At 26.0% G+C, this 24,340-nt stretch carries 20 protein-coding genes; 19 read left to right on the top strand and 1 reads right to left on the bottom strand.

The genetic code is table 11. The features are described 5' to 3' along the window. The first annotated feature begins 61 nt into the window (after nucleotides 1-61). The 14 genes from ACTG46_RS12480 (at nucleotide 62) to ACTG46_RS12415 (ending at nucleotide 16,878) form a co-directional block, all read left to right on the top strand. On the top strand, nucleotides 62-2,293 hold the full coding sequence (locus ACTG46_RS12480) for a hypothetical protein (protein ID WP_479922916.1): 2,232 nt from the start codon (nucleotides 62-64) through the stop codon (nucleotides 2,291-2,293). 218 nt (nucleotides 2,294-2,511) lie between these two features. Then, entirely contained in the window at nucleotides 2,512-3,879 is a 1,368-nt protein-coding gene (locus ACTG46_RS12475; protein WP_479922915.1) for a hypothetical protein, read from the top strand. An 8-nt stretch (nucleotides 3,880-3,887) separates the two neighbouring features. Next, nucleotides 3,888-4,373 carry a hypothetical protein gene (locus ACTG46_RS12470; RefSeq protein WP_054270746.1) on the top strand — a complete coding sequence of 162 codons (486 nt, stop codon included), beginning with the start codon at nucleotides 3,888-3,890 and terminating at the stop codon, nucleotides 4,371-4,373. Nucleotides 4,374-4,380: 7 nt separating this feature from the next. Next, nucleotides 4,381-5,259, top strand: coding sequence for a hypothetical protein (locus ACTG46_RS12465; protein ID WP_054270745.1), 879 nt, complete (start codon nucleotides 4,381-4,383; stop codon nucleotides 5,257-5,259). 35 nt (nucleotides 5,260-5,294) lie between these two features. Next, complete coding sequence (locus ACTG46_RS12460; RefSeq protein ID WP_479922914.1) at nucleotides 5,295-5,585, top strand: hypothetical protein; 291 nt, start codon at nucleotides 5,295-5,297, stop codon at nucleotides 5,583-5,585. Between the two features lie 54 nt (nucleotides 5,586-5,639). Further along, nucleotides 5,640-5,969 (top strand): hypothetical protein, encoded by a 330-nt coding sequence (locus ACTG46_RS12455; protein ID WP_169469974.1) that lies wholly within the window; start codon nucleotides 5,640-5,642, stop codon nucleotides 5,967-5,969. A 1-nt stretch (nucleotide 5,970) separates the two neighbouring features. Further along, nucleotides 5,971-8,151: a hypothetical protein gene (locus tag ACTG46_RS12450; protein WP_479922913.1), complete on the top strand. Its 2,181-nt coding sequence runs from the start codon at nucleotides 5,971-5,973 to the stop codon at nucleotides 8,149-8,151. A gap of 10 nt (nucleotides 8,152-8,161) precedes the next feature. Then, nucleotides 8,162-9,925, top strand: a complete 1,764-nt coding sequence (locus ACTG46_RS12445; RefSeq protein WP_223153180.1) for a virion structural protein — start codon at nucleotides 8,162-8,164, stop codon at nucleotides 9,923-9,925. Continuing rightward, on the top strand, nucleotides 9,922-12,048 hold the full coding sequence (locus ACTG46_RS12440; protein WP_479922912.1) for a hypothetical protein: 2,127 nt from the start codon (nucleotides 9,922-9,924) through the stop codon (nucleotides 12,046-12,048). Before ACTG46_RS12445 ends, ACTG46_RS12440 begins: the two co-directional genes overlap by 4 nt. Then, the gene (locus ACTG46_RS12435) at nucleotides 12,048-13,757 is read left to right on the top strand and encodes a hypothetical protein (protein ID WP_479922911.1); all 1,710 of its coding nucleotides are present in this window, start codon (nucleotides 12,048-12,050) and stop codon (nucleotides 13,755-13,757) included. Before ACTG46_RS12440 ends, ACTG46_RS12435 begins: the two co-directional genes overlap by 1 nt. After that, nucleotides 13,758-14,996 (top strand): hypothetical protein, encoded by a 1,239-nt coding sequence (locus ACTG46_RS12430; protein ID WP_479922910.1) that lies wholly within the window; start codon nucleotides 13,758-13,760, stop codon nucleotides 14,994-14,996. A 242-nt stretch (nucleotides 14,997-15,238) separates the two neighbouring features. Then, nucleotides 15,239-15,601, top strand: coding sequence for a hypothetical protein (locus tag ACTG46_RS12425; protein WP_479922909.1), 363 nt, complete (start codon nucleotides 15,239-15,241; stop codon nucleotides 15,599-15,601). 26 nt (nucleotides 15,602-15,627) lie between these two features. Further along, on the top strand, nucleotides 15,628-15,888 hold the full coding sequence (locus ACTG46_RS12420; RefSeq protein ID WP_054270736.1) for a hypothetical protein: 261 nt from the start codon (nucleotides 15,628-15,630) through the stop codon (nucleotides 15,886-15,888). Between the two features lie 78 nt (nucleotides 15,889-15,966). Then, the gene (locus ACTG46_RS12415) at nucleotides 15,967-16,878 is read left to right on the top strand and encodes a sigma-70 RNA polymerase sigma factor region 4 domain-containing protein (RefSeq protein ID WP_054270735.1); all 912 of its coding nucleotides are present in this window, start codon (nucleotides 15,967-15,969) and stop codon (nucleotides 16,876-16,878) included. 59 nt (nucleotides 16,879-16,937) lie between these two features. Here ACTG46_RS12415 and ACTG46_RS12410 read toward each other — a convergent pair whose 3' ends face one another. Continuing rightward, nucleotides 16,938-17,315 carry a PadR family transcriptional regulator gene (locus ACTG46_RS12410; RefSeq protein WP_479922908.1) on the bottom strand — a complete coding sequence of 126 codons (378 nt, stop codon included), beginning with the start codon at nucleotides 17,313-17,315 and terminating at the stop codon, nucleotides 16,938-16,940. Between the two features lie 265 nt (nucleotides 17,316-17,580). Between ACTG46_RS12410 and ACTG46_RS12405 the strand changes: the two genes are divergently transcribed. The 5 genes from ACTG46_RS12405 to ACTG46_RS12385 all read left to right on the top strand — a co-directional run bounded on the left by ACTG46_RS12405 (nucleotide 17,581) and on the right by ACTG46_RS12385 (nucleotide 24,334). Then, complete coding sequence (locus tag ACTG46_RS12405) at nucleotides 17,581-18,015, top strand: hypothetical protein (RefSeq protein WP_407811642.1); 435 nt, start codon at nucleotides 17,581-17,583, stop codon at nucleotides 18,013-18,015. 82 nt (nucleotides 18,016-18,097) lie between these two features. After that, a complete protein-coding gene (locus ACTG46_RS12400) occupies nucleotides 18,098-19,204 on the top strand; it encodes a hypothetical protein (RefSeq protein ID WP_479922907.1) in 1,107 nt (368 codons plus the stop codon). Nucleotides 19,205-19,314: 110 nt separating this feature from the next. Then, a complete protein-coding gene (locus ACTG46_RS12395; protein WP_479922906.1) occupies nucleotides 19,315-20,457 on the top strand; it encodes a peptidylprolyl isomerase in 1,143 nt (380 codons plus the stop codon). 456 nt (nucleotides 20,458-20,913) lie between these two features. Then, on the top strand, nucleotides 20,914-22,305 hold the full coding sequence (locus tag ACTG46_RS12390) for a peptide MFS transporter (RefSeq protein WP_054270730.1): 1,392 nt from the start codon (nucleotides 20,914-20,916) through the stop codon (nucleotides 22,303-22,305). A 235-nt stretch (nucleotides 22,306-22,540) separates the two neighbouring features. Beyond that, nucleotides 22,541-24,334, top strand: a complete 1,794-nt coding sequence (locus ACTG46_RS12385) for an aminopeptidase P family protein (RefSeq protein ID WP_054270729.1) — start codon at nucleotides 22,541-22,543, stop codon at nucleotides 24,332-24,334. The last annotated feature ends 6 nt before the right edge of the window (nucleotides 24,335-24,340 follow it).

Below are 24,340 nucleotides of genomic sequence, written 5' to 3'. Positions count from 1 at the left end.
ATTAGATGATTAGTAAATATAACTTTAAAAATGTATTACTAGATTAAATGAGGTGATTTTATTGGGTGTTTTACCTTCAGCAACATTACTTACAAATGAATTGAAGTTGCATGATTTCAAAGGTGTTAAGTTATCAGTTACATTTGGAGATGCTGACTTAAATGATGGATATTCGTATGCAAAAATGAATTTTAGAGTAAGTGATATTAAATTCGATTGGTGGATAGATAAACCAAGATTAAATATTATAACAAGTGAATTAACTTTAAATGATAAAAAAGTCTGGAGCGAGTTAAATCAAGGACCTAATAGTGGATTAAATGCAGATTGTCTAGATGGATATCATGCTGTTGATTTTAAAGATAGATTAGGATACAACCATTTTAAACATGCCGCAATGGTGTCTAATAAAAGGTATATCAAAATAGCTACATTTACTCCGAGAAGAGTTGGAAATGCTCCTGATTTTTCTACAGATGGTAAACTTCCATATCAAGGTATCTTTGCAAATAACATAGTTGCTAAAATGAAGAATGAAGATTATATTGATGAATTTGTTAAATCTACATCTGATTACATAGACTACACAAAGCCTAATATAGGGAAGTTTGACCATACTGATATGATGACAGAAGGAATTTACAACTCACTATTTAGAGGTTCCATAACTCTTCTTAAAGGAAACAATCCAACTACTATGGATATTCATATTGGTTTGTTTGAAGACCCTACAAACAAAAATAAGGATGGATGGACTTGTACAAATAAGTTTTTTTATGTGTCATTACATGATGAAAAATTACCATTTATAAACGAAGATTTATCTTCTGAAGAAACTTTAACAAAAGAAGATAGAATAACAACACACAGAAATAATGATGTAAAGAATCATTTAAATAACAATATAGAAGATAAAGAAAAAGAAACTATAGAAAAGTTAAATATAGAGGAAAGTGTTTCAACATATTCAAGTATGACACCACCAAGTGAAAATCATGCACATGAAAGACCTCTTGATTTAAGTGGTTATAAGACTCCTCCAGACCCTAGTAAAAATGACTATAAAGCGGAAAAATTTCCACCATATAAACATGAAGGGGATAGTTATCAAAGAGATATAGATGTATTAAGATTGTATCATGTGAAGTCAGACTCTACTACAGTTGATGGTGTAGAAATAATTACTCATAAGTTTGAATTATATTTAGCTATAGATGAAAAAACAGAAGTACATATACAACCATATATGTCTAGTTCTTGTATAGTTCATCAATATCAAAGTCCAATTACAATATCTGGACTTCCTGAGACAAATCATTTTATAAAACCAAAATCGATTTATGATAATAGATATTCTCATATTAGACATAGACATTATGATTATGAGTCTAGATTGGATAAGATTGATAATGAAGTAGAAGAAATTTGGGATACTTTTGATTATTATGTTGTAATAGCTCAAGGAAGTGATAATGCTAAAAAAATTCTTATGACAGATGATAATGGAAATGTTTTTTGTTCAAATGATAATATGGAAAGACATACAGATTATAGAAGAAATGGCTCAAGAGTTTTAGTTAGTGATACTAATAAGTGTATTAGTGAAAGTTCAGTTACAACTAGAGAACTTGCTCAACTTAAAGAGGTAAGAACTAATGTTCAAGAGCAGTTAGATGAACTAAGGGATGATATTGATGATATAAAAAGAGACATAATCAATATAGAAAATGAAATTAAAAATATCAAAAAAGATTATGTCAAAAGACGAGGGGATTCTATGTATGGGGATTTAACCATGATTCAGAATTCTAAGATAGTTATAACTGATGAAGGAGATAGAAAAATATCATTACGTGGAGACATTAAGGATACTCAACATCCTGATAGTGATGGAGAGGTTGACCATTTTTGTTTATATGATGAAGCTATTGAGTATAAAGATAATACTGGTACTAAGAGGAAAGGCAGACGAATATTATCATATAGACCTCAAGATGGAAATGGTGGATGTGTGTGGTTTTTCAATAACGCTATTCGTTTTGGAGATGGAGAGGGTATGCCAGGTCCTAGACTTATACTATCTTTTTGTCCCCCTGGAGATTATAAACCATTTAAAAAACCTAAAGTAGGTGATATATGGATAAAACATATATTGGATACAAAAACAGAAGATAAAGATGCGGAGAATGCTAAATACCCCATAGGTCTTTATGTTTGTACTAAAAGTGATGGTAATACAACTATTGGTGAAAAATATCTAGCAGAATGGACTCCAATAGCACAAAAAAAATAGTAAGTATACTAAGGTAAAGGGATTGTTTTAATTAAAATTGAAACAATCCCTTTTATAGTAATCGTATATATTATTTGTGGCAAACTTAAATTGCAAAATTTATTTGTATAAAAAATTGATAATATAATAAAAAATGTTGAACAAATTTGAGTATAAGCAAGGTATATTAAGAGTGAAAGTGGTTTTACAATAATAAAATAGAAAAGAGGTGAGCTTATTTGGAACATCCCAAAATAAATATATGTAAATCTACAGAAGGAAATTTACTGCACTATATTTATAGATTCAAAAATATTTCATCAGAAACAGAAATAGAAGAGTACATAAATAATCAAGACCCAATTATAGAAATATTAGAAGAAAATGCTGACATAGAATCGACTAACATCAAAGATTTTTTACTTAGTAGAAATGATTTTCCAAAAGGATATAATGGATATACTGAATTTACGCTACCATTTGAAATAGTAATTCCTTTTAAAAAATTAATTGTAAATTTAAAAAATGATTTATCCTCAGTTCCTCAAGAAAAAATAGAAATACAATTAAGTTCATACCAAACTATATCAAGAATTTTATTTAAGAAAAAAACTGATTATAATGGATATGAGACATATAGAACTATAACAGAACAATATGAAATTGACGACATAATAAAGATTAGAAATAATCATGGATTTCTAATAAAAAAATCCAATGCTGAATACAATAAAGTTACCTTAGATTTTTCTATAGATATAGTTACATATATAGATATACATGCACATGGAGTATTTGACCCAGTAGTATCTACAATAGAAGGTAAAAACTACATCTTATTTTACCAGAAAAAAGAAGAACAAAAGAATAAATATGAGTATAGAGTAATAAGTAAATGTCAAGATGGATCTATCTCAGAACTATCAAATGTAGGAGTTTGTGAATTATATGAAAATCCAGATGAAATAATTCAAGTATTAGAAGTAAAAGAGGATGACATTAAAATAACCAAATGGCAAGAGATAAAGAGAGAAAAAGTTTCAAAAGATATAAATATCAATAAGGATGACTTATATAGTAAAGTAATAAAGACTATAACTAGTCAAGAGATACATTCAGATGATTCCACTTTAATAACTGATGGAATAAGATATGTGAAATTACCAAATATATGGCATAAGAATAAAAGAAAATTATTTTATAGAAAATCTAGAGCTTTTAGGATGAAAAACATATACAAAAACATATCAACAGACTATTGTAAACCAATAATATTTCAAGATAAATTTGAAATATTAATTGATAAAATGCTCATTTACAGAAAAGATGTAACAAATTTAAGTATAGATGAGCAGAAAAAACCAGTTGACATGAAAGATGAAAATGCCACGATATTTAAAATATACATAAGGCAAGGTGGCAAATACTATAATGATTATATAAATAATATAGAAGATAATGATACAATTGAGATGGTCGTATTAAATTCTAGATATCCACTTTTGTCAATAAAGGATTACTGCTTTTATTCAAATAAGTACAACTACACTATATATTTATATGATGAGAAAGGAAATATATCAGACCCCGTAGTGGCTGTATTGTAGGTATACATATGTATGAAAATATCAATAATCTTACAAAGATATATACGGAAAATACAATAACTTTTTCAAGGATAAAAAATTTAAAATGTACAAGTTATAAATTATATGTAAATGAAAAAATAGGCGAAAAGTGGAAAAAATATTTATTAACAGAAATACCGAATCCAAAGGTTGAAGTTTTGTTAAATGAAAGTAAAATGCTAGAGTATAATTCAAATCAAAAGTGGTATGTATCCAAGCAGATAAGTGGAGTAGTAAGTAAATATATAAGAGTTAGTGTAAATAATATAGAGTTAGATAGAAATAGTTATACATTTAATTCTAAATTTAAAATTTTATATATTCATATGGAACTTTCTCCTACAGACTTTATTGAGATACAATATCAAGTTGATAAAATAAAATACGTGCATAAAACTTTAAATAAATGTGAGTATAGTGTAATACCTGTTTTTAATAAAGAATATTTGACAGGGCAACACTCTATATTATAGGTGAACTATGAGTGAAAAATTTACTAAGGTTTCAAGCAAAAATATAATAGATAAGTTATGTACTGATAAAGAAATAGTTAAAAATTCATCTAAAAATGATATATCTTACTATTCAGATAATTTGTTTTTTGATAGAATTTTATTTAATTTTGATAATAATAGATATGCAAATTCCTTATTTATAAATGAATTTAAAAATAAGGAATTTTCTGATGTACTAAATAGCATAAATATAAAATTTGATTTTGATAAAACGTGTATATCTTTAAATGAAGGTAGCAGTTTTGGAGAATATAATTCAGTTGATATTTATACTCATGAACATAAAAGTTCGTCATTAAATAATTTTTTTCTACTGGTGGACCAAGATATACCAGAAGGGTCAGAAGTAATATATTATCTAATAACAGATAAAAAAGAAGTATTTCAGATAAGAGCAAATAATACTGTACCATATACTATACAAAAAGAGGAAGATATACCTAAAACTGTAAAAATAAGAGCTAAGATATGGTCAAATTTGGCAGGAGAATCCCCTGAAATTAATGCAATAGCACTTTTATATAATGATGATTTTACAGAAGCTCAAATGGGTTTAATTAATCCTGATTTAGGAAGACTTCCAAATACTGAATATCCAGATTTAAATGATGTAACAACTATATTAAGAGATTCTAAAAATGATGATAAGTTAATAAAAGTAAGCAGTGCTAATGAAGATGTACTGCTTAATTATAGTGAAGAAGGAAATTTAGATACAATAAATATTTATGAAACAGTATCAGGAGATAAAAAAGAGGATATTTATCTTATATATGATGATTATGAAAATAGTGATAAAGAAGTCGAAAAAGTATTAATGCAAGTTATAAGTAAGAAAAAATAGTAACACATATAGACAATATAGTGAGTTGGTGAAATATGAGAATACAACAGAAAAAAGATAACATTTATGTAAAAGGGCTAGATAAAGTTGATGCATATCTAATAAATGTAATTCAAAGATATTTTGAATATGATGGTAAAAAAATTCTGGGTTCTAAAGAGCAAATTATAGATGAGGTCATACAAAGAGTTAAAGAAGAATTTATATTACCTCAAACTCAAGATTTATTGGAAGCATTTTTACTAAAAAAGGGAATATCATTTGAGGAAAATAAAGTTATAATAACTAATAAAGATTTAATAGTTATAAATGGAAAAATAAAATAAGATAAAAACACTGAATGAACATAAAGCAACAAAATAGATAAAGGAGGAAATTTTGTGCAAGATTTTGAAGAAGATAGATATTTCATTTCAAAAGAAAGTTTGGAAGGGTATATTATGGAAAGCGGTGTTATCATAGGAAAAAAGTTAACTAGAGAACTAGAACTAATGGATGAAAATATGTATGAAGTTCATAAATTATCTTTGTGGATTAAGTTGATAAAGGAAGGTATTAGACCAACTAATTGGAAAAAATCAGAATGGGATGGTACCAGAGTAGAATTTGAAATAATGAAAACTAAGGAAGATGTACAAACAGCTATAAATGAATTAATTGATATACTTGATAAATGTTGCGAAAAGTATAAATTAAAGGTTGGAATATAATATGCTAGGTACTAACTTGAATATAAATAAAATAAAAGATGAGATTATAGAAGAAATTGTAAGTCAAATAGCTTCAAATTGTTCAACTGATGAAGAAAGAAAGATTTTAGAAAATGAATTTAAGACGAAAATTAAAAATAATACACTAATATCAAGTCTAAATGAGCATGAGATAAATATTAAATCTCAATCAATCAATAAGACTATGAATGAACTATATATAGATTTATTAACCAGTTTTGGTGTAGTTAACTCAATGAGTGAATTGATATCAAAGTATGATGGTATCAGTACATCATACATAAATAGCATAACAACTAAGATAAATCAAATAAAAGATAAATTAGAGAGTTGTAGATATTCTACTTCATTTAAACATATGTCTAAATTTATAATAGAGAGGTTTAGAAATTCAAATAACTTTGATAAAAGTAGAAATATTCAAAAAGATAGAGCTGGGCAATGGATACTAGAGAAGTGTTATGCTAATTTTGATGAAAATGAAAACGTGTTAACATTGCCATTTTTAAAACGGGATAATATGTTGAGGTATGATAATAAAGTATATACAGCATGTTTAAATTATAGCTTTCAGCTAGGGGAAGGATTTATACAATCTTGCAATAACGAAACATCTCTTGAAAATGCTATAGATGGAAATCCAAACTCATTTTGGAGTGATACAATACTATCTGATGCTCCATTAAATGTTTCATTTGAAAATAGTAAACCACAAGCTATATATGTAAGAGATAATTATTTTTATGGAATAGACTCTGGTGCAGTTTGTGATCTTGAACTTAATTTTGAATCTATCAATAAAATAAATGAGATAAATCTTACCCCATTTACAAAATATCCTATTGATATAGTAGCTATAAGATATAAAATGACAGATGATGAAGATGAAGCATTGATAGAACTAGTAACACCAGATAATAAGGATAAAACATTAAAAAGTGTTTTTACAAAAGATAAGGTTACATTTAGGTTTCCAGATATAGTATGTAAGAGAATATACATATTATTTACACAGAAACATTATATAAGAGAAACATATGTATATAATCCAACTGAAATAAATAAAAGTTTACTTTGGTTTAATAATAAAAATGATAGAAAAGAAGAAGTAACTAAAGCTGTATTTAAACCAGTATATTATGATAGGAAGATGGTTAATTCTTTATGGCGAAAAATGAATGATAGAGTCCTGTCTTATTCTTATGATGAGTTACTGTCTAAAATAGTCGGAAATGACAAGTTAAATCATATGGTCTTAAAGTATGAATACAACTATGGTTTATATAATATAGGATGCTATAATAATCATTTTGATAGGACAGGTATTTATACAAGTAAGTCTATAAATTTAAATTCCAATATAAAAAATGTACAGATAGTAACTGATGAATTACATCCCAGAAATTCATTTGGAAAAACCGTTACTGATATAGAATATTATATTACTGCATCTGATAATCCAGAAACTAAAGACTGGATTCCTATATTACCAACTAATAAGGATATTATAGAATCTGAACTTTTATTTATAACAGGGAGTACTAGAGCTTATTTTAGATTTGAGGCAGAAATTATTTATAAAGTAATGAAAGATGGAGAAGAGATACCTTTAAATAGTGATGAGTTTTATATACATAAAAATCAAAAAACTGGATTTTTTTACTGTATTCAAATATTTAACTATGATTATAATGCAGTATATAGTATAAGTTATAAACCTGTTGCTGGTAGTGATTCTGTGGATTTATCATCAAAGTTAGAAACAACTATAGAATCTTTTAATGGAAAAAATAAATCAAATTTTGAACTTAAATATAGGCCATTTACAGAATATGATGCTGATTATTGTGATGTAAAAGTTACAGATACATTAACTAGTAATATTAACTATGAAATAGAAACTGTAAATGTAACAGATATATCAGAAAATGGTAGTAGTTATAAGAATTTTAATAATTTAGATGATAAATTTCAATTTTATATATTTGAGAATTCAATCTATTTTAATAAAGAGATAGAAAGTAAATATATGATAGATATATCATATAAGCATTTAGTATCAAAAATAAAACTAAAAGCATTATTTAGAAGAAATACAGTTAAAGATGGCTGGCTGACACCTGTTTTAAAAGAAATAAAATATATGATAGATACATTTTAAAGGTGATAATATGAATAATTATAAATATAAAAGGCCAAGTATATTGTTTGAAGAAAGAATTAAAATTTTAATAGAGGATTTAAATAAGGATTTTGATTCTGGGAAAATCAAAACAAAAACAGAGTATTTTTATGAATTTAAAAATATGATTATCGATTTTTATAATAAACTTGGAAAACCATTATTTGAATTCCATGAGGCAGTAGATATACCATCCTTTTCAAGCTATAGTGATATGTTGAAAAAAGCCAAATGTGATATGCATATTTTAATATGCAGTTATAAGGAAATCGGAAATAACTTACAAATATATTTTAAAGATGTTAAAGAAGAGAATGAACTATTAATTAACAAATTAAATTGTATAGAAATAGAGATAAATGAACTAGATAAAAAAGTAGACTCCTTGAAAACTGTCAGCAATATGATTTATTCAGATGATTTTACAAAAATTAGTAATATAAACAACTTAAATAATGTTTCTTGTAGTGTATTAAATAGAGCATTAACATTAGCAACAATATCGAGTAAATGTGTAAATGATAATATAAATATACAAATTCTAGATGTATCAAATGGCTTTCCTGGGAATACACATGAAATATATTCATCTTACAATAAAATAAAATATATTGGAGAAGATGATCCTCATATATATTTATCAGACATATTAGATGGAAATGATGATACTTGGTTTGAGTTTGAAATGTATAATTTAGAAGATGATATAAAAATAAAAACTGCAATGGTTGGATTTAAGTATAAAGAAGGTATAAGTTGGATAAGTGATGATAAGATTTTAAAATTACATTTTAAGATTGTTTTAGATATTCCTGTTAATATAAATTGGTTTAAAATTTCTGGAATACCAAATCAAAATGTAAATCTACATAACCCTATAATAAAAAGGATAGTTGTAAGAGATAAATATGAGAATGTTCAAATATTACAACTAAACGAATCTTTAAAGGAAGAAAATATAATAACCTTTAAATCAAGTATAGTTAAAGAAATTGTAGTTGAATTAGAGCAAGAAGATAGCAATTTTACTAAAGTATGTAGAGAGTATTTTTTAAATATAGATCCAACTAAAATTCCATATTTTTTTTATGACAATAATAAAGATTATATACAATTTGATAAACCTCAAAAAAGTATAGAGATTATAGGTCTTAAGTATAACCATGATAATAAAAATATAATTTATCCATCTACAAAGTCAACAAATAAATTTTCAACAAGAGAGTATGTGAAATCTCAATTATTTTATAAAAAGATAAGTGAAGATAGTTATAAGTTTCAATATGAAGAAGTAAATGCAAAGAGATATGTTATAGGTATAAAAAATATTGAACTTAAATACAAGGTTTATGATAAGTATGGAGTATATTTATCAGAGAAATTTTTATCAACTGAAAGTATAAGGTCAATTACTTTGAATTCTAAAGATTACATACCAAGAAGATTTATGGAATATTTAGATGAAAATAAAAAAATTGATGACTATATTAAATACTATATAAGTTTTGATGATGGTTCAGTATGGACTAGAATAAGACCAAGACATAGAGCTGAATATGGCTCTTGTGCAATAGTTATAAATAGTAATATATCAACTATAAATAGAAACAAAAATATTACATATGTTGACATGCTTAATGATGTGAATGAATTTAGGTTGAAAATAGAGTTAGATAGACCAGATGAAATAATTGATGAGTCACCTATAGTATATAATTATAGGATAGATGTAGGTTCGGAGGAAATTATATGATGAACATTCAAGAGTATCAATTAAAAATTAAAGAAGAAGAGATAATAAAAAGACTTCTGAATAATGGTTATTTAGTAACTTTTTACGAAGTAAACAAGTTTATAAGTGAGTTTTTTGAGAAAAAAATAATTGGGTTACCATATTTTAAGCCATTTACATTATTACCATATCAAAATTCAGATAAAGAACAATTTAATACTATGTTTAAAAATATAGAATATGATTTGAAATCTATTTATGAAGTACATAATAATCAAGTAGAATCTTCTATAGAGACTATAAATAAATATGACTTAGAAATGATAAACATATATAACGAAGCAAATAAGATTATTGCTTATTCAGAAATAGCAAATGAATTTTCAAGCAAAAAAAAATCGTATTATCCTTATGTTATAACTTTTAATACACTTGAAGATACGAACACCATTAATTTAGTAAAAAATAACATACCTAAGTCAACCTGTGAAATAGATTACAATACATCTACACTTAGAAATGAACTTCATTCAATCCCAAGTGATAAAATAGATTTGAGTAAGTCAAATTTGAAAGTATTGTTAAATGGGCAAGAGATAGATTCAAATACAAATATAAATTTGGTATTAAATGAGGCTCTTAATGAAAATATATCATTAGACATAACACCAGTTAAAAGTGAAACTCAAATAATCACTATAGATTTAGAGTTAGATACTATTAAAACAGTATCTAGAATTGAACTTAGTGGTTATTCACTACAGGATACCACTATAACATTATTAATTTCTTCTGACAATAAGAACTTTAAAGAAAAGTTTAAATATAAAGGAGAAAAAAATAATATATGGAGATTTAACAAAGAAGATATATTAGTAATTAAATTTATAATAGAAAAATATGAGATTGGTCAAGAAGAACTAGATAACTTAGGTTCATTATTTGTATTAAATAATATTTCACTTTATAATGATAAATACTCTAAAACCAGTGTGTACACAAGTAATAGAATTAATGTTGATGAACCTATATCAAAAATAACTTTAAATCCTCAAAATAAAGTGCCACCTATGACAAATATATCGTATTTCATAGGTATAGAAGACAAAAATAATAGTGTAGAATGGAAGAACATAAAGCCAAATATTGCTTTAGATTTAAATCTCTTATACGAAGAAGAAAAAATACTTAATTACTATACATCTGATTTATTTGGAAGACGCGATTTTGATATACAATTAAAAAACTTTTTATTTTATGTGCAACAACTTCCAAAGTATGTAAATTTAAATTCTATTGAAATGAGAACAGGACATTCTCAATGGCTTATTGAGAGGTTAGATGTAAGTGATAAATATAATCAAGAATATCCAAGTTCATTGAGAGTATCTATAAATGATTATGCAAAGCATAGAGTCACTGGAATAGCTCCAATGGATGCAAATACAATGGAGATAATGTGTAAAAGTAAATGGAATTATATAGTGATGAGTCAGTATGTTAATTGTCTTGAAGAAACTATAATAGAAGATAAATACTTTAGTTTTGAGAAAGATAAAGAAGTATTTGATGTAGTTGTACTTGTAAATGGAAGACAAGTATTTAAAAAAGATAATAAATATGCATTTAAGTTAAAAAAGGGAGAAAATAAACTTCAAATAATGTTTTTACTTGGTGAATTAGATTTACCAAAATCAGTAAAAACCATTAAGCATAATTTTAATTTAATGTCTCATAGTGATTCTATATTTGCTGGTTCAAAGATGGAAAGAATAACCTATAATTCTTTAGTGAAAAATATAAGTAATAATTCTCTTAAGTATTATGCAATAAAATCTATAGATAATGTGGATAGTATAGTTATAAAGTTTGACCCTAATTATGTAATTACTCCAAACGACCCTATAAGTATTGAATTAAAAGAAAAAAAGATTCCACAATATCAAAGACCAGATATAAAAATTAATACAGCTGAATACTTTAGAATATTTGTAAAATATAAACATATGTTACCCTCAACAATTGAAAAGTTAAAATCTCTGGATGGTAATAGTTTAATAAGATGTAGAGTAATGGCAAAATTATCTACATCAGATATATCTGTTACTCCTGTAATCAATAATATAAAGGTGGTGGCTGAATAATGTCAATAACATTATATACGAAATCATCTGATAGAGAAAATAAAGTTAGTTTAAAATGGGAGAATACATCAAGTTCGCCACATTTGTATAGAGTATTTAGAAAAAAAATAGGAGATGATTTTGGGAATTCTGTTGACGAAGTATTTCAACCTATTTCTGTATGTGAACTAGAAAGATTAGAAAGTGACATAAAGGTATTAAATATACATCCAAATATAGGAGAAGAGATTAGTTTTAAATGTTATAGAGGTATTACATGGACCATTAAGAAATCTGCTTCTTTAAAAAAATGGATGGAAGAGCCTTGTAAAGAAGATGCAAGAGGGTATGGTTTAGCTAAGATAAATGTAACTCCTGTATCAAATAGAGAATTTTGTGAAAATCCAGATGATTTTTTAAAAGATAGCAGAGGGATGTATATTTATGATGTAATAGTTATCGGATTTTCTAGTGGTGAAGATTATATTGTTGAAAATAAATTAAACAAAAGAGCACTAGATGCTATATTTGAGTTTATGAAAACAAATAGAAGTGTTATTGCGAGTCATGATTTAATTTCATCTATATTTAGAGAAGATGAAAGTTTGAATAAATTAAGAGAGTTTTTTAATATAAAAGTTGGAAAGTGGAATGACAATAATATATTTTTTGATGAAGGTCATGGATTCACAAGTTCTGTATGGGGAAATGAAGTAGTTGTAAATAAATCAGATTCAGTTACATTATATCCTTGGAATATGGTGAATAATGAAGAAAAAATAAAAATATCATATACTAATACTACATCAAATTTTGCTTATGGAGATATATGGTTTAATATAGTACCACAAAAAATAGAAGGAAATTCAAATTGGTCTGCTTCACAAGAGAAAGCATCTTCCTATTATCTTACAACATGGAATAATACAGCTATGATTCAAATAGGACACAATATAGATGATATTGAAGATATAGCGGAATATGAAAAGAAGATATTGGCAAATACTATTTTTAGAATGAAACAATTGACTGAAAATATGTCTGTTGAAGACAAGCCAGGAGATACATCTATTCCAATTAAACCAAGTATAACAAATCAGTATACTACTGAGGATAGAAAGGTCATTTTGGAGTATACTTCTACAGATACAGGAAGTATATATCAATATTATGTAGAAGGAGTAGATTTAAACTCAAAGGTAGTAACAGAATCAAATGTAGCTACAACAATAGTTACAACAGGTATTAAAGAGTATAATTGGTGTTTACATACTGTAGAAAGTGATATTAATCCAATCACCTTAGATAATTCACCAATTATATATAATAAGACTCAAAGAGAGACCATTATGACACAACCCCTTCAAAAAGGATATTATATGTTTAGAGTTTATACAACTGATTATTCAGGTAATAAATCTAATGTAGAAAGTAAGATTTTTCATGTAGATGGTAAAGTATATGACACTTCAAATAGAGTATTAGATGAAGTTCCAAATGCTGTAAGGTTTAATAATAGGTATAGAGGAGCACAAGAAAGTTATAAGATAAGTTCAATGTACCATCAAGCAGAGCATAATATAAGAAAATTAAGTGATAAGATAGATAGGTTAGATGTAATGAAAGAAGACGTGTCTATAGACTCTAATTGCAGTTATGGAAGTTTTGCAGATATAATTGGAAATATACAAGAAGAAATAGACACATTCTATGATGTAAGGGGGGATTAGGTGAATAAAGTAGTTATTAATAATTTACCAGTATCAAATAGAAAAGATTTTGGATATAAAGCTATAAATACAAGTTCAATGCATAATGATAATCAAAATAACATGCTAAATGATATATTAGATTTGTTTAATAAAACTAATGAGATAGAACGTATGTTAAATGATAATATAAATTTAATAAAACTTGAAAAGGCTCAACTAGAAGCTGTAAACTCAAACTTGATACAAAAATATAATCAGTTATTAAATAAGTATATTGATATACAAAAGTCTAATAAATTGAGAAGAAAAATAATCTTACCACAAGATTGTAAGTCTGATGAGAGTACTTTTGGAGCCATAATAAACAATATAACATCAGATATAACTATAAGACCTTCAAAAAAAATTTCAAAATTAGCTGTTTTCGATGATGTATCAAATTCCATGTTTATTCCAAAAAGTCTATCAGTTAAAACGAAAATTACTAGTTTTGGTGTTATATCAGAAAAGGACAACGATGTGTATGCTCCTTTTTCTAAAGATAATAATCTATATTGGATAAAAAGAGTAGTTACAGGTAATTCTGTAGATTTTTTGGACACAGAATATGAGATTACTCTTCCAGAAGATATTATGACTACATTAGAAATGAATGAAATATATATACATCCGTTTTTATGTAGTGTAAAAAATGTATATATAAGGTTTGGAGATTCTAGTTATTGGGAAGAAGTAGAGGGAATTGGATATCATTCAGCAATAACACAAAATAATTCAACAAATGAATTTTCAAATTCAGTTAGAGCATTTAGAATAAATTTTCCTAATAAAAAAGTTAATCAAATAAAGATAGTTTTAAGAAGTTATAATTATGAAGAATGTGAGACAAATCTAAGAACTTTCGTTTATGGTATAAAATCATTAGGAGCATATATAAATTATTATAATAATTATGAATCTTCTACATTTAGTTTTAAATGTAATATTGATGAAAAGAGAGATGTAATGATTACAGGTATAACACCCCATTTTAATAATAGCAGTGATGGTGGAAAGTATTCTAAAGATTTTATATTTGATATATATTATGAAGATAAAGGTGAATATTATCATAAAATAGTTGATGCTTTTCCATTTAGACCTCCTAGTCAAAACTTAATGTTCAAATGTAGAATAGGAGAAACTTATAGTGAAATGAATATAAAGAGTATTGATATAAATTATACCTACTCTGGAGAGGATTCAGAGCATTTTTAGATGTGAATAACTGTATTTAATATTTTGCATGTGATATAATTAGTAGTACAAATTTGGAGGTGGTACTTTTGATAGTGTTTGTGTAGGTTTATAATAAAGCTTTTTTTAACTTTGTCTTTTATAGAAGACTTTTTTTTTGTTTATTAGTTGTCGATTGTGACAAGTGACCTATATACTCTTATACTTAGATTTATTATTAAAATAGTAGGCAGAGTGAGATTGAAAATTAGGAGGTGAAAACTATGCATTTATTATATGAAAATAAAAGTGAAATAAAAACAGTAACTAAAATAGTTAATCTTATCTTTAAAATCATTGATGAGTTAAAGTTATTTATTAATAATATATTGATATGTAATATAAGTAAAGAAGATTTAAACTATTATTTCTTGAAGTTTGATTTACAAAATAAAAACTTGTTATTTAATATAAAGCTCTACAATTCAATTACAAAGACAGTTGTTATAAAGAGTTATGTATTAACAGATTTAATAAGAGATTGTGAAACTAAAAAAATAGAATTGAAATTGAACTATGATATTAAAACTATGATATTAAAATCAAAAGAGAATGTACATAAAGATGTTACAGAAGTTTATATATGATTTTATCAAACTTATGGAGGGGAAATATGAATTTTACTATTGATAAAAATATAGAAAATTATATTACAAAAAGAAGTAAAGTACCAGAGCCACCAAGAAAAGGAGAGATAATGATATGCCAAATATGTAATAAGCCAATACTACCAGAACAATTTTCTATAGATGAATATAAAAGAAAGAGAGAATTTAAGTGGCATATACATCCAAAATGCTTTGAATACATAGAGAAACTGGCAGACAAGTCAGTTCCTGGTTTACTTAATGAAAGAAAATATTTATTTGATTAGATATTTTTAGTATAAATGTATAGTTTTATAATCTTAATAGATAAGAAGTAATAATATAATGCTAAGAAGGTATATAATATGAAAAAAAAAATAACTTATAAAAATAATTTGCAAAAATATGGAATGAATGAGTATCAAAAAATACATGATTTGGTATATGAATTACAAGCTGGATCAAAAGATGCAGCACAAGAACTAATTAATTCGTTTAGAGCAATGTTAAATAAGTATATTTCTTTAATAGTATATGGACAATATTCTATAGAAGATTACTCAATAAGAAGTTTTATTAAATTATTTGTAGAAGAAGAACATGAACGATTGAAAATAAATTCGTATTTTGTTAATGGTCATGGTCAAATGATTGCAGATAAGACAGTTGCAAAAATAGTTGGTATATTCTCAAATAATGATAAAGAAGATATACAACAGGAGATATGTGCTATTTTTTTATCTATGTGTCATAAATATAAAGATACAAAACCGTCTTTTCACAATTATGTAAAGCGAAATTTTCATTATTATGTTTTTAGACATTTAGAAAAATTATCTAAAGACCCTATAGCAAGGGGCCTATACTATCAGAAAAAGATATTTAATATATATGATTCTGATCAACAATTACCGATAGAAGAAACTATTTGTGATAAAAATGCACAAAAAGAAATAGATGAAGTGCTCGATTATGTCGAGCTTTTTTATAATCTACAATTGTCGATTGCGATAATTGAAAAGGATATGACTATAAATATATATGATGAAGAATTTTTAAATAACAATTGGATTGATGGAATTACATGCTCTAATATATTTAAAGATCTTACAACATTTGAAAGACGAATACTAGTGATGTGGTATATGAAGGATAATACTGATTCAGAAATAGCAGAGATGTTTGGACTTTGCAGAGGAACAATAAATAAAAAAAGAGCTTGTGCAAAATCTAAATTGAAAAAGGCTGTTAGATTAATTAATTACTTAAGTGAATGAGAAGCATTACTGATATGAAATTTAGACCACTCTAACTTGAAGAGTGGTCTTCTTTGGAATTATTCTAATTCACTTGCAATGGTATTATAAAAGTTTGCCGATTCTATTAGCATTTGTTTAAACTCAGCAGCCCTATCATTGTAGTAGATTCTTCCTTTTTCAGTTATCTTATAGAGTTTTTTACGTTCTTTTTTTGTTGCAACTTCAATAAGACCTTTTGTGAGCATTTTTTCTATTATTGGATACATGGTTCCGTTACTAGGTTTCCAAGACAAATTAAAACTACCTATGTAATCTGTAACTTCTTTCCCATAAACACAATCGTCTTTTTTTATCATTAAATTTAACGTGTACAGCTCTAAAAATATGCCACTAGAAAATTTATTGTCATTTTCTTTTGTATTTACTGCTTTCATACCCATTGTTGAATATTTCATATACTTTCTCCTTTTAAATATTATTTTTATAAATTCTGATAGAGTATTAATAGACAATTTACATGATAAATAATTTACATTATGTATTTGAATAATATAATTGAATCTACACTATGAATTTTAATTTATATATTTTATATAACTTTTATATACGCTTGATTATTATTATATAACATCAAACAGTCGCAAACAACAATTAATAGGTTATAAAATGTTTAGTTTTATGCTATAAGCAAAATTTTAAATAAAGGAATGGTGAATAAATATGTGTAATAAAAATATACAAGAAGAAACTATTTTAGAACAAATCAAAAAGATAAATGAAGAAGATAACAAGATAGTTACTAATATAGTAGATAATATTATAAATAAGATTTATGGTGAAATCAATAATAATGAAAACTTTAGTCTAAAACATGGTTTTTTAACTGTGGGAAGATTACTAGTTATTTTAGCACAATCATTATGTGATAATGAAGAACATTTTTCGAAAGAGTGTGATTTAGCAAAAGACATGGTTTTAAATAAGATTATGGAAGCTATTATGCCAAAAAGTGATTATGAAAAAGTCACAGAAGATGATTTTGATATAGAGAATTTATCAATAAGAAGGATAATGCTTGCACTTGGAATAGCTGTAGATTATATTATATGGAAAACTGATTTAGCAAGAAATTATCAAGAAAATAGTAATAAGTAGTTATATACTAAATAAGAGTTTTGACAAAGTAATATTTTATATGGCAATATAAGGGTATAGAAAGTATTAGGAGGAACCTTGAGTGTTAAAAAAGTTGTTTGGTATTATGAAAAAAAGACAAAAATTTGATAAAGCAGAAGAAGAAGGTGAAATAGTATTAAAAAATGAAGAGGGATTATATAAAGAAGAGTTAATCGAAAAGGAACAAGTATTAACTGATAAAAAAGAAATTGAAAATAAAGAAGTTAAAGTTTTAGAACAAGAAATATTTTTGTCTAATGAAGATGATAAAATTTTAGATAAGGAAGATATAGTATGTAGTAATGAAAACGAAGTACCATGTATAAAAAAAACAAATGTTAATAATGATAATAAAATATTGAATAAAGTGGAAACAGTAATTATTGATAAATATATAAGTGATGGAGATAAGGAAACATTAATTAAAAATAAAAAAGATGATTCAAAAAAAGTTGAAGAACTTGACCAAGGAGAAAGTTGTGTTTTATTAAAAAGTCGTATTGAAGAAAAACAAATACGTGAAACAAGTGAATACTTAACAGAAGAAGATTTAGAATACATAAAAGAAATAAAAATAAAAAGGGGAAAAAGTATAAAAGCAATAAACTTGTATACTAAAGAAGAAAATATTTTTGATACACATATACAATGTAGCAAAGCCCTTAAAGTACCATTAGGATATATAAGAGAAAATTTAAAATATGGATATATGGATTATTTTGGAGATGCTATAAAGTATTTAAGTAAAGTGTTAAATATAGAAGAGTATTGTAAAAATGAATGGAGCTATTTAGAAAATAGTAAATCTCCATCTGAGATATTTAATATTCTAAATGATAAGATATTTAGTACAAGACTTTCTGATAAAAAGAGAAATGAAATTTTAACCAATGATAAAATTGAGGCATTAAAAATGAATTATAAATTTGAATGTATCGATGAGGAGTATGATGAATATTTTAAAAAATATAAGTCTATAATCAAAAGAGGTGGAAAGAAAAAGATTGAATTAGTAAATAAAAAAGGCGAAGTATTAGAGATATTTAAGTCTTTAGAAGAATGTTCTATTTATTTGCAAAAAGAAAAAAATGAAGTTATACAGATGTTAAAGTATGGAGATACAAAAGTAGGAAGAAATTTTATAAGATATAGTTTGAGAAATATTTAATTTCATTTTAAATTCATGAGAGTTTCATTTCTGATTCACACATTTAATATTATTTTAATGTAAAATAATAAAAGTGAAGTATTGTACAAACAAAATTAAGGAGGATATTAATGTCTGAAGAAAAAAATCCAAAAGAAAATTCATTAGATGAAATTAAAAAGTCAGATAATGTAAGTTCTAAAAAAGATGATGTGTCAGATGAAAAAAACACTGACAACAAAGTCAAGAAAAGAGAAATAAAACTAAGTAACAAAACAATTAAAGCAGTTGTAGCAATTGTTGCAGTAGGAGCTATATGCTTAGGTGGAGGTTATGTTTTTGGCAAAGAAGCTGGGAGAAAGTTACCAGCCACTTCAAAGCATTATAGTAGCAATGAAGCAGTGGCTACTATTGGGGATAAAAAAATAACAGGTGAGATGTTGAGAAAAAGAATGGAGCCATTATTTTATTTAAATGCAAAAACTACTATGAGTGATGATGAAATACGTTTATATGAATCAAATATGATTGAGACTATGATTACGTCTGACATATTATCTACTGAAGCAACTAAAGAAAAAGTAAGTATAACTAATGATGAACTAGATGTTCAATATAATAATTTAATGACTAACATAGAATCTGCAATGGGCATGACTAAAGAAGAATTTTTAAAACAGTTTGACTTGACTGAAAAATATATAAAAGCTGATATGAAAAAAGAACTAGTAGCATCAAAATACTTAAGTGAAAAAGCAAAAGTGACTGATAAAGAAGCTGAGAATTATTACAATAAAAACAAGAGCAATTATTTACAGGTTAGAGCTTCACATATTTTAATAAAAACTGTTGATGATAAAGGTAAACAAGTTAGTGATAGTAAAAAAGCTGAACTTAAAAAAGAAGCTGAAGAGATACTTAAAAAAGCACAAGCTGGAGAAGACTTTGCTACTCTAGCCAAAAAGTATTCTGAAGATAGTAGTGCAGAGTCAGGTGGAGATTTAGGATTCTTTGGTAAAGGTCAGATGGTTGAGTCTTTTGAAAAGGCTGCATTTGCATTGAAAAAAGGTGAAATATCTAGTAAACTTGTAGAAAGTGATTATGGATATCATATAATTAAGAAGACAGATGAAAAATATCAACCATTCGAAGAAATAAAATCAGATTTAGTAAGTAGTCTAACATCAGAAAAACAAAATTTACTTATAACAAATTTAAAAGAAAAATATAAAGTTAAAATTACAGATAAATACCAAATGAAAGCTAAACAATAATTTAAGTCAATTTATTAAAAAAAGAAAATTTTGATATATAGATAAAAGCTATTTTTATTCTCAAATAGAGAATTTAAAATAGCTTTTGTTATTTCATAATAAAAACAATTTACACACATGAATTGATAAAAAAATAACTTGCAAAAAAAGGTTAATAAAAAATATTTCAGAATTGAATTATTTAAATAAAAATAAATGAAAATCAAAAAAATAAATACAAAAAAAATTAAATATTAAAGATATTATTTAAATATATATATATATTAATATTTTTAGTTTAAAATACTGGAAAAATAATATTTTTCATAATTTTAAAAATAATAATAAAAAAATGAAAATACTGATGGTAATCTATTGAGTAAACATAAAAAAGATGATATTATAAGTATGTACTAAAATGATTAATGTAATCTTAGTACTAAATTTAACTATAAAAACAATGAGGGGGCGTTTTTTATGTCAAATACAGAAAGCGTATCTAAAAAAGTTGGTCATCCGAAGAGTTTTTGGCTTATTTGCATGACAATTTTATGGGAGAGATTTAGTTATTATGGTTTAACAGCTTTATTGGTATTATTTTTTACAGCAAGTATAGCTCAAGGCGGTTTAGGCCTTTCTACACAAGAAGCAACATCTATGTTTGGATTATTTACAGGTCTTATATATCTTACGCCATTAGTTGGTGGCTGGTTAGCAGATAAAGTTTTAGGTCAACAAAAATGTATTTCTATAGGTGCACTTTTAATAGCAATAGGCGATTTTGTACTATTTGCTTCATCAACATCTATTGCAATGGTTTGGGTAGGCCTATCAATAATCATTTTAGGAAATGGTTTTTTTAAATCAAGTTGTTCAAATATAGTTGGGGATATATATCCTAAAACTGATGTATCGAGAAAAGATGCAGCATACAGTTTATTCTATATGGCAGTAAATGTAGGAGCATTTATAGCTCCAATAATATGTGGCTTGCTTTCTGATAATGTCTTTGCAGTAAGAGGAGCAAGTGGTGATATAGTATCTTATGGATACAAGATGGCGTTTTTAATTTGTGGTATAGGTATGATGTTAGGTATGATTATATTTACACTTCTTGCGCCAAAATTACTAAATGAAATTGGAAAACATCCTGTTACTAAAGGAAATAAAGGTGAAAAAATTGAGTATGGACCACTTACTAAGTTAGAGAAAAATAGAATAATAGCAATGGTTGTTTTATTTTTATTTGTGGTCTTATTCTGGACAGCATACTATCAAACACAAAGTTCATTTATGATTTATGTAAGGGATAATGTAAATAGAACTGTATTTGGATTTGAAATGCCAGTAGCATGGCTTACATCACTAAATGCTATATTATGTGTAGCTTTATGCCCAGTATTAGCTGCTTTATGGGTTAAATTATCTAATACTAAAAGAGGTGACTTTTCTATTCCAGTTAAAATGGGTTTAGGAATGATAATAATGGGTGTTGGTTTTATAGTGATGGTATTTTCTACATTAGCTAACGGTCCAAATGGAATGGTAAAGGCTAGCATGTTGTTTATAGTAGTAACTTATATATTTACAACAGTAGGTGAATTATTTTTGTCTCCTATAGGACTTGCGATGTTTAATAAATTAGCTCCAGCTAAGTATGCTACATTATCTATGGGAGCATGGTATTTAACAAGTTTCTTTGCGAGTTTATTATCAGGAAAAATTGCTGGTTTTACAGCTACACTTGGTTTTTTACAGATATTTGGAGGAATAGCATCAGTATTAATAATATTTGGTTTAATATTATTAGGAATAAGAAATATATTAACAAAATTAATGGCTATGGATTTATTAACAAAAGAAGAATAATTCATACTAAATTAGTGAAAATAAAGGAAATTACATTTAAATATAAAATAAAAATGTAATTTCCTCTTTAATTATGAAAAAAAGCTTTACACAGATACATAATATAATTAAAATTATAATTGTGATAATTAGAGTGTATAAGATTTATATAAATTATAAGAAAAATATTTATGTAATAAACTTTACATACTTATATATTTAGTTATTAAAACTATTATTTTGAGGAGGTCTTGTTGTGAATATAAAAGACAGATTAAGTGAATTAAGAAGACTTATGGAAGAAAAAAATATAGATGCCTATATGATTCCATCTTCTGATAATCATCAAAGTGAATATGTAGGAGATTACTTTAAATCAAGAGAATTTATATCAGGATTTAATGGTTCAGCTGGTACAGTTATTGTTACTAAAGATGAAGCTGGATTATGGACAGATGGAAGATATTTCATACAGGCAGAGTCTCAATTAGAAGGAAGTACTATAAAATTATTTAAAATGGGACAAGAAGGTTGCCCAACTACAGATGAATATTTATATACAAATATTCCTGAAGGTGGAACTTTAGGGTTTGATGGTAGAGTTATATGTGCTAGAGAAGGAGCTACATTAGCTGAAAAATTATCTAAAAAAGGAATAAAGGTAGAATACCAATATGATTTAATAGATAGTGTATGGAAAGATAGACCTGCTTTATCAGATAGTAAAGCATTCTTATTAGATGTTAAATATTGTGGAGAAAGTTTTAGTTCAAAATTAAGTAGATTAAGAGAAAAAATGAGTGAAAAGGGTACTTCTACTCATGTAATAACTACTCTTGATGATATAGCATGGTTGTTTAACATAAGAGGTGGAGATGTTAAATACAATCCAGTTGTACTTTCTTATGCAGTAATAACTTTAAAAGAAGTTTACCTATTTGTTGATGAAAGCAAATTAAATGAAGAAATATTAAATGAACTAGCTAAAGAGAATGTTCAAATAAAGCCATATAATGATGTATATGAGTTTGTAAAATCTATAGACAAGGCTGAAAAAGTTTTAGTAGATGGAACTAAGCTTAACTATGCGATTTACAATAACATACCTTGTGAAGTTGAGAAGGTTGATGAATTTAATCCAGTAATGTTCTTTAAAGCACAAAAAAATGAAATAGAATTAGAAAATATAAGAAACTCACACATTAAAGATGGTGTAGCTTTCACTAAATTCATGTACTGGTTAAAGACAAATGTCGGTAAAATTGAAATAACTGAAATAAGTGCTACTGAAAAATTAGAAAACTTAAGAAGAGAACAAGAAGGTTTCTTTGAGCCAAGTTTCAATACAATTGCTGCATATAAAGAGCATGCAGCTATGATGCACTATAGTGCTACTCCAGAATCAAACTATAAGTTAGAAGCTGAAGGGTTATTCTTAGTAGATTCAGGTGGACAATATTATGATGGAACTACTGATATAACTAGAACTACAGTATTAGGACCTATAAGTGATGAGTTAAAACTACACTTTACTTCTGTGGCAAGAGGTATGATAAATCTTTCTAAAGTCAAGTTTTTACATGGTTGTAGAGGATATAATTTAGATATATTATCTAGAAGTTGTATGTGGAATATGGGAATAGATTATCAGTGTGGAACTGGACATGGTATAGGATTTGTGCTAAATGTTCATGAAGCACCAAATGGATTTAGATGGAGAGTAGTACCTGAAAGATTTGATAGTGCAGTTCTTGAAGAAGGAATGGTAACTACTAATGAACCAGGTATATATATAGAAGGTTCTCATGGTATAAGAACAGAGAATGAAATAGTAGTTAGAAAAGCTGAAAAGAACTTCTATGGTCAATTTATGGAGTTTGAAGTTGTTACATTAGCTCCTATTGACTTAGATGGTATAGTTCCAGAGTTAATGAATCAAGATGAAAAAGATTATTTAAACTGGTATCATAAACTAGTTTATGATAAAATATCTTCTTTCTTAACTGATGAAGAAAGAGAATGGTTAAAAGTATATACTAGAGCTATATAGTTTGTA

This window comes from Clostridioides sp. LIBA-7678, from assembly GCF_056716065.1.
The sequence above is the reverse complement of the archived record's forward strand: the minus strand, read 5'-3'. Positions and strand labels throughout refer to the sequence as shown.

Coding starts and splice junctions, on each gene's coding strand:
- ACTG46_RS12470 (WP_054270746.1), top strand. CDS start 3,888: ATGTATGAAAATATCAATAATCTTACAAAGATATATACGGAAAATACA.
- ACTG46_RS12395 (WP_479922906.1), top strand. CDS start 19,315: ATGTCTGAAGAAAAAAATCCAAAAGAAAATTCATTAGATGAAATTAAA.
- ACTG46_RS12450 (WP_479922913.1), top strand. CDS start 5,971: ATGCTAGGTACTAACTTGAATATAAATAAAATAAAAGATGAGATTATA.
- ACTG46_RS12445 (WP_223153180.1), top strand. CDS start 8,162: ATGAATAATTATAAATATAAAAGGCCAAGTATATTGTTTGAAGAAAGA.
- ACTG46_RS12420 (WP_054270736.1), top strand. CDS start 15,628: ATGAATTTTACTATTGATAAAAATATAGAAAATTATATTACAAAAAGA.
- ACTG46_RS12435 (WP_479922911.1), top strand. CDS start 12,048: ATGTCAATAACATTATATACGAAATCATCTGATAGAGAAAATAAAGTT.
- ACTG46_RS12465 (WP_054270745.1), top strand. CDS start 4,381: ATGAGTGAAAAATTTACTAAGGTTTCAAGCAAAAATATAATAGATAAG.
- ACTG46_RS12415 (WP_054270735.1), top strand. CDS start 15,967: ATGAAAAAAAAAATAACTTATAAAAATAATTTGCAAAAATATGGAATG.
- ACTG46_RS12460 (WP_479922914.1), top strand. CDS start 5,295: ATGAGAATACAACAGAAAAAAGATAACATTTATGTAAAAGGGCTAGAT.
- ACTG46_RS12425 (WP_479922909.1), top strand. CDS start 15,239: ATGCATTTATTATATGAAAATAAAAGTGAAATAAAAACAGTAACTAAA.
- ACTG46_RS12440 (WP_479922912.1), top strand. CDS start 9,922: ATGATGAACATTCAAGAGTATCAATTAAAAATTAAAGAAGAAGAGATA.
- ACTG46_RS12410 (WP_479922908.1), bottom strand. CDS start 17,315: ATGAAATATTCAACAATGGGTATGAAAGCAGTAAATACAAAAGAAAAT.
- ACTG46_RS12405 (WP_407811642.1), top strand. CDS start 17,581: ATGTGTAATAAAAATATACAAGAAGAAACTATTTTAGAACAAATCAAA.
- ACTG46_RS12390 (WP_054270730.1), top strand. CDS start 20,914: ATGTCAAATACAGAAAGCGTATCTAAAAAAGTTGGTCATCCGAAGAGT.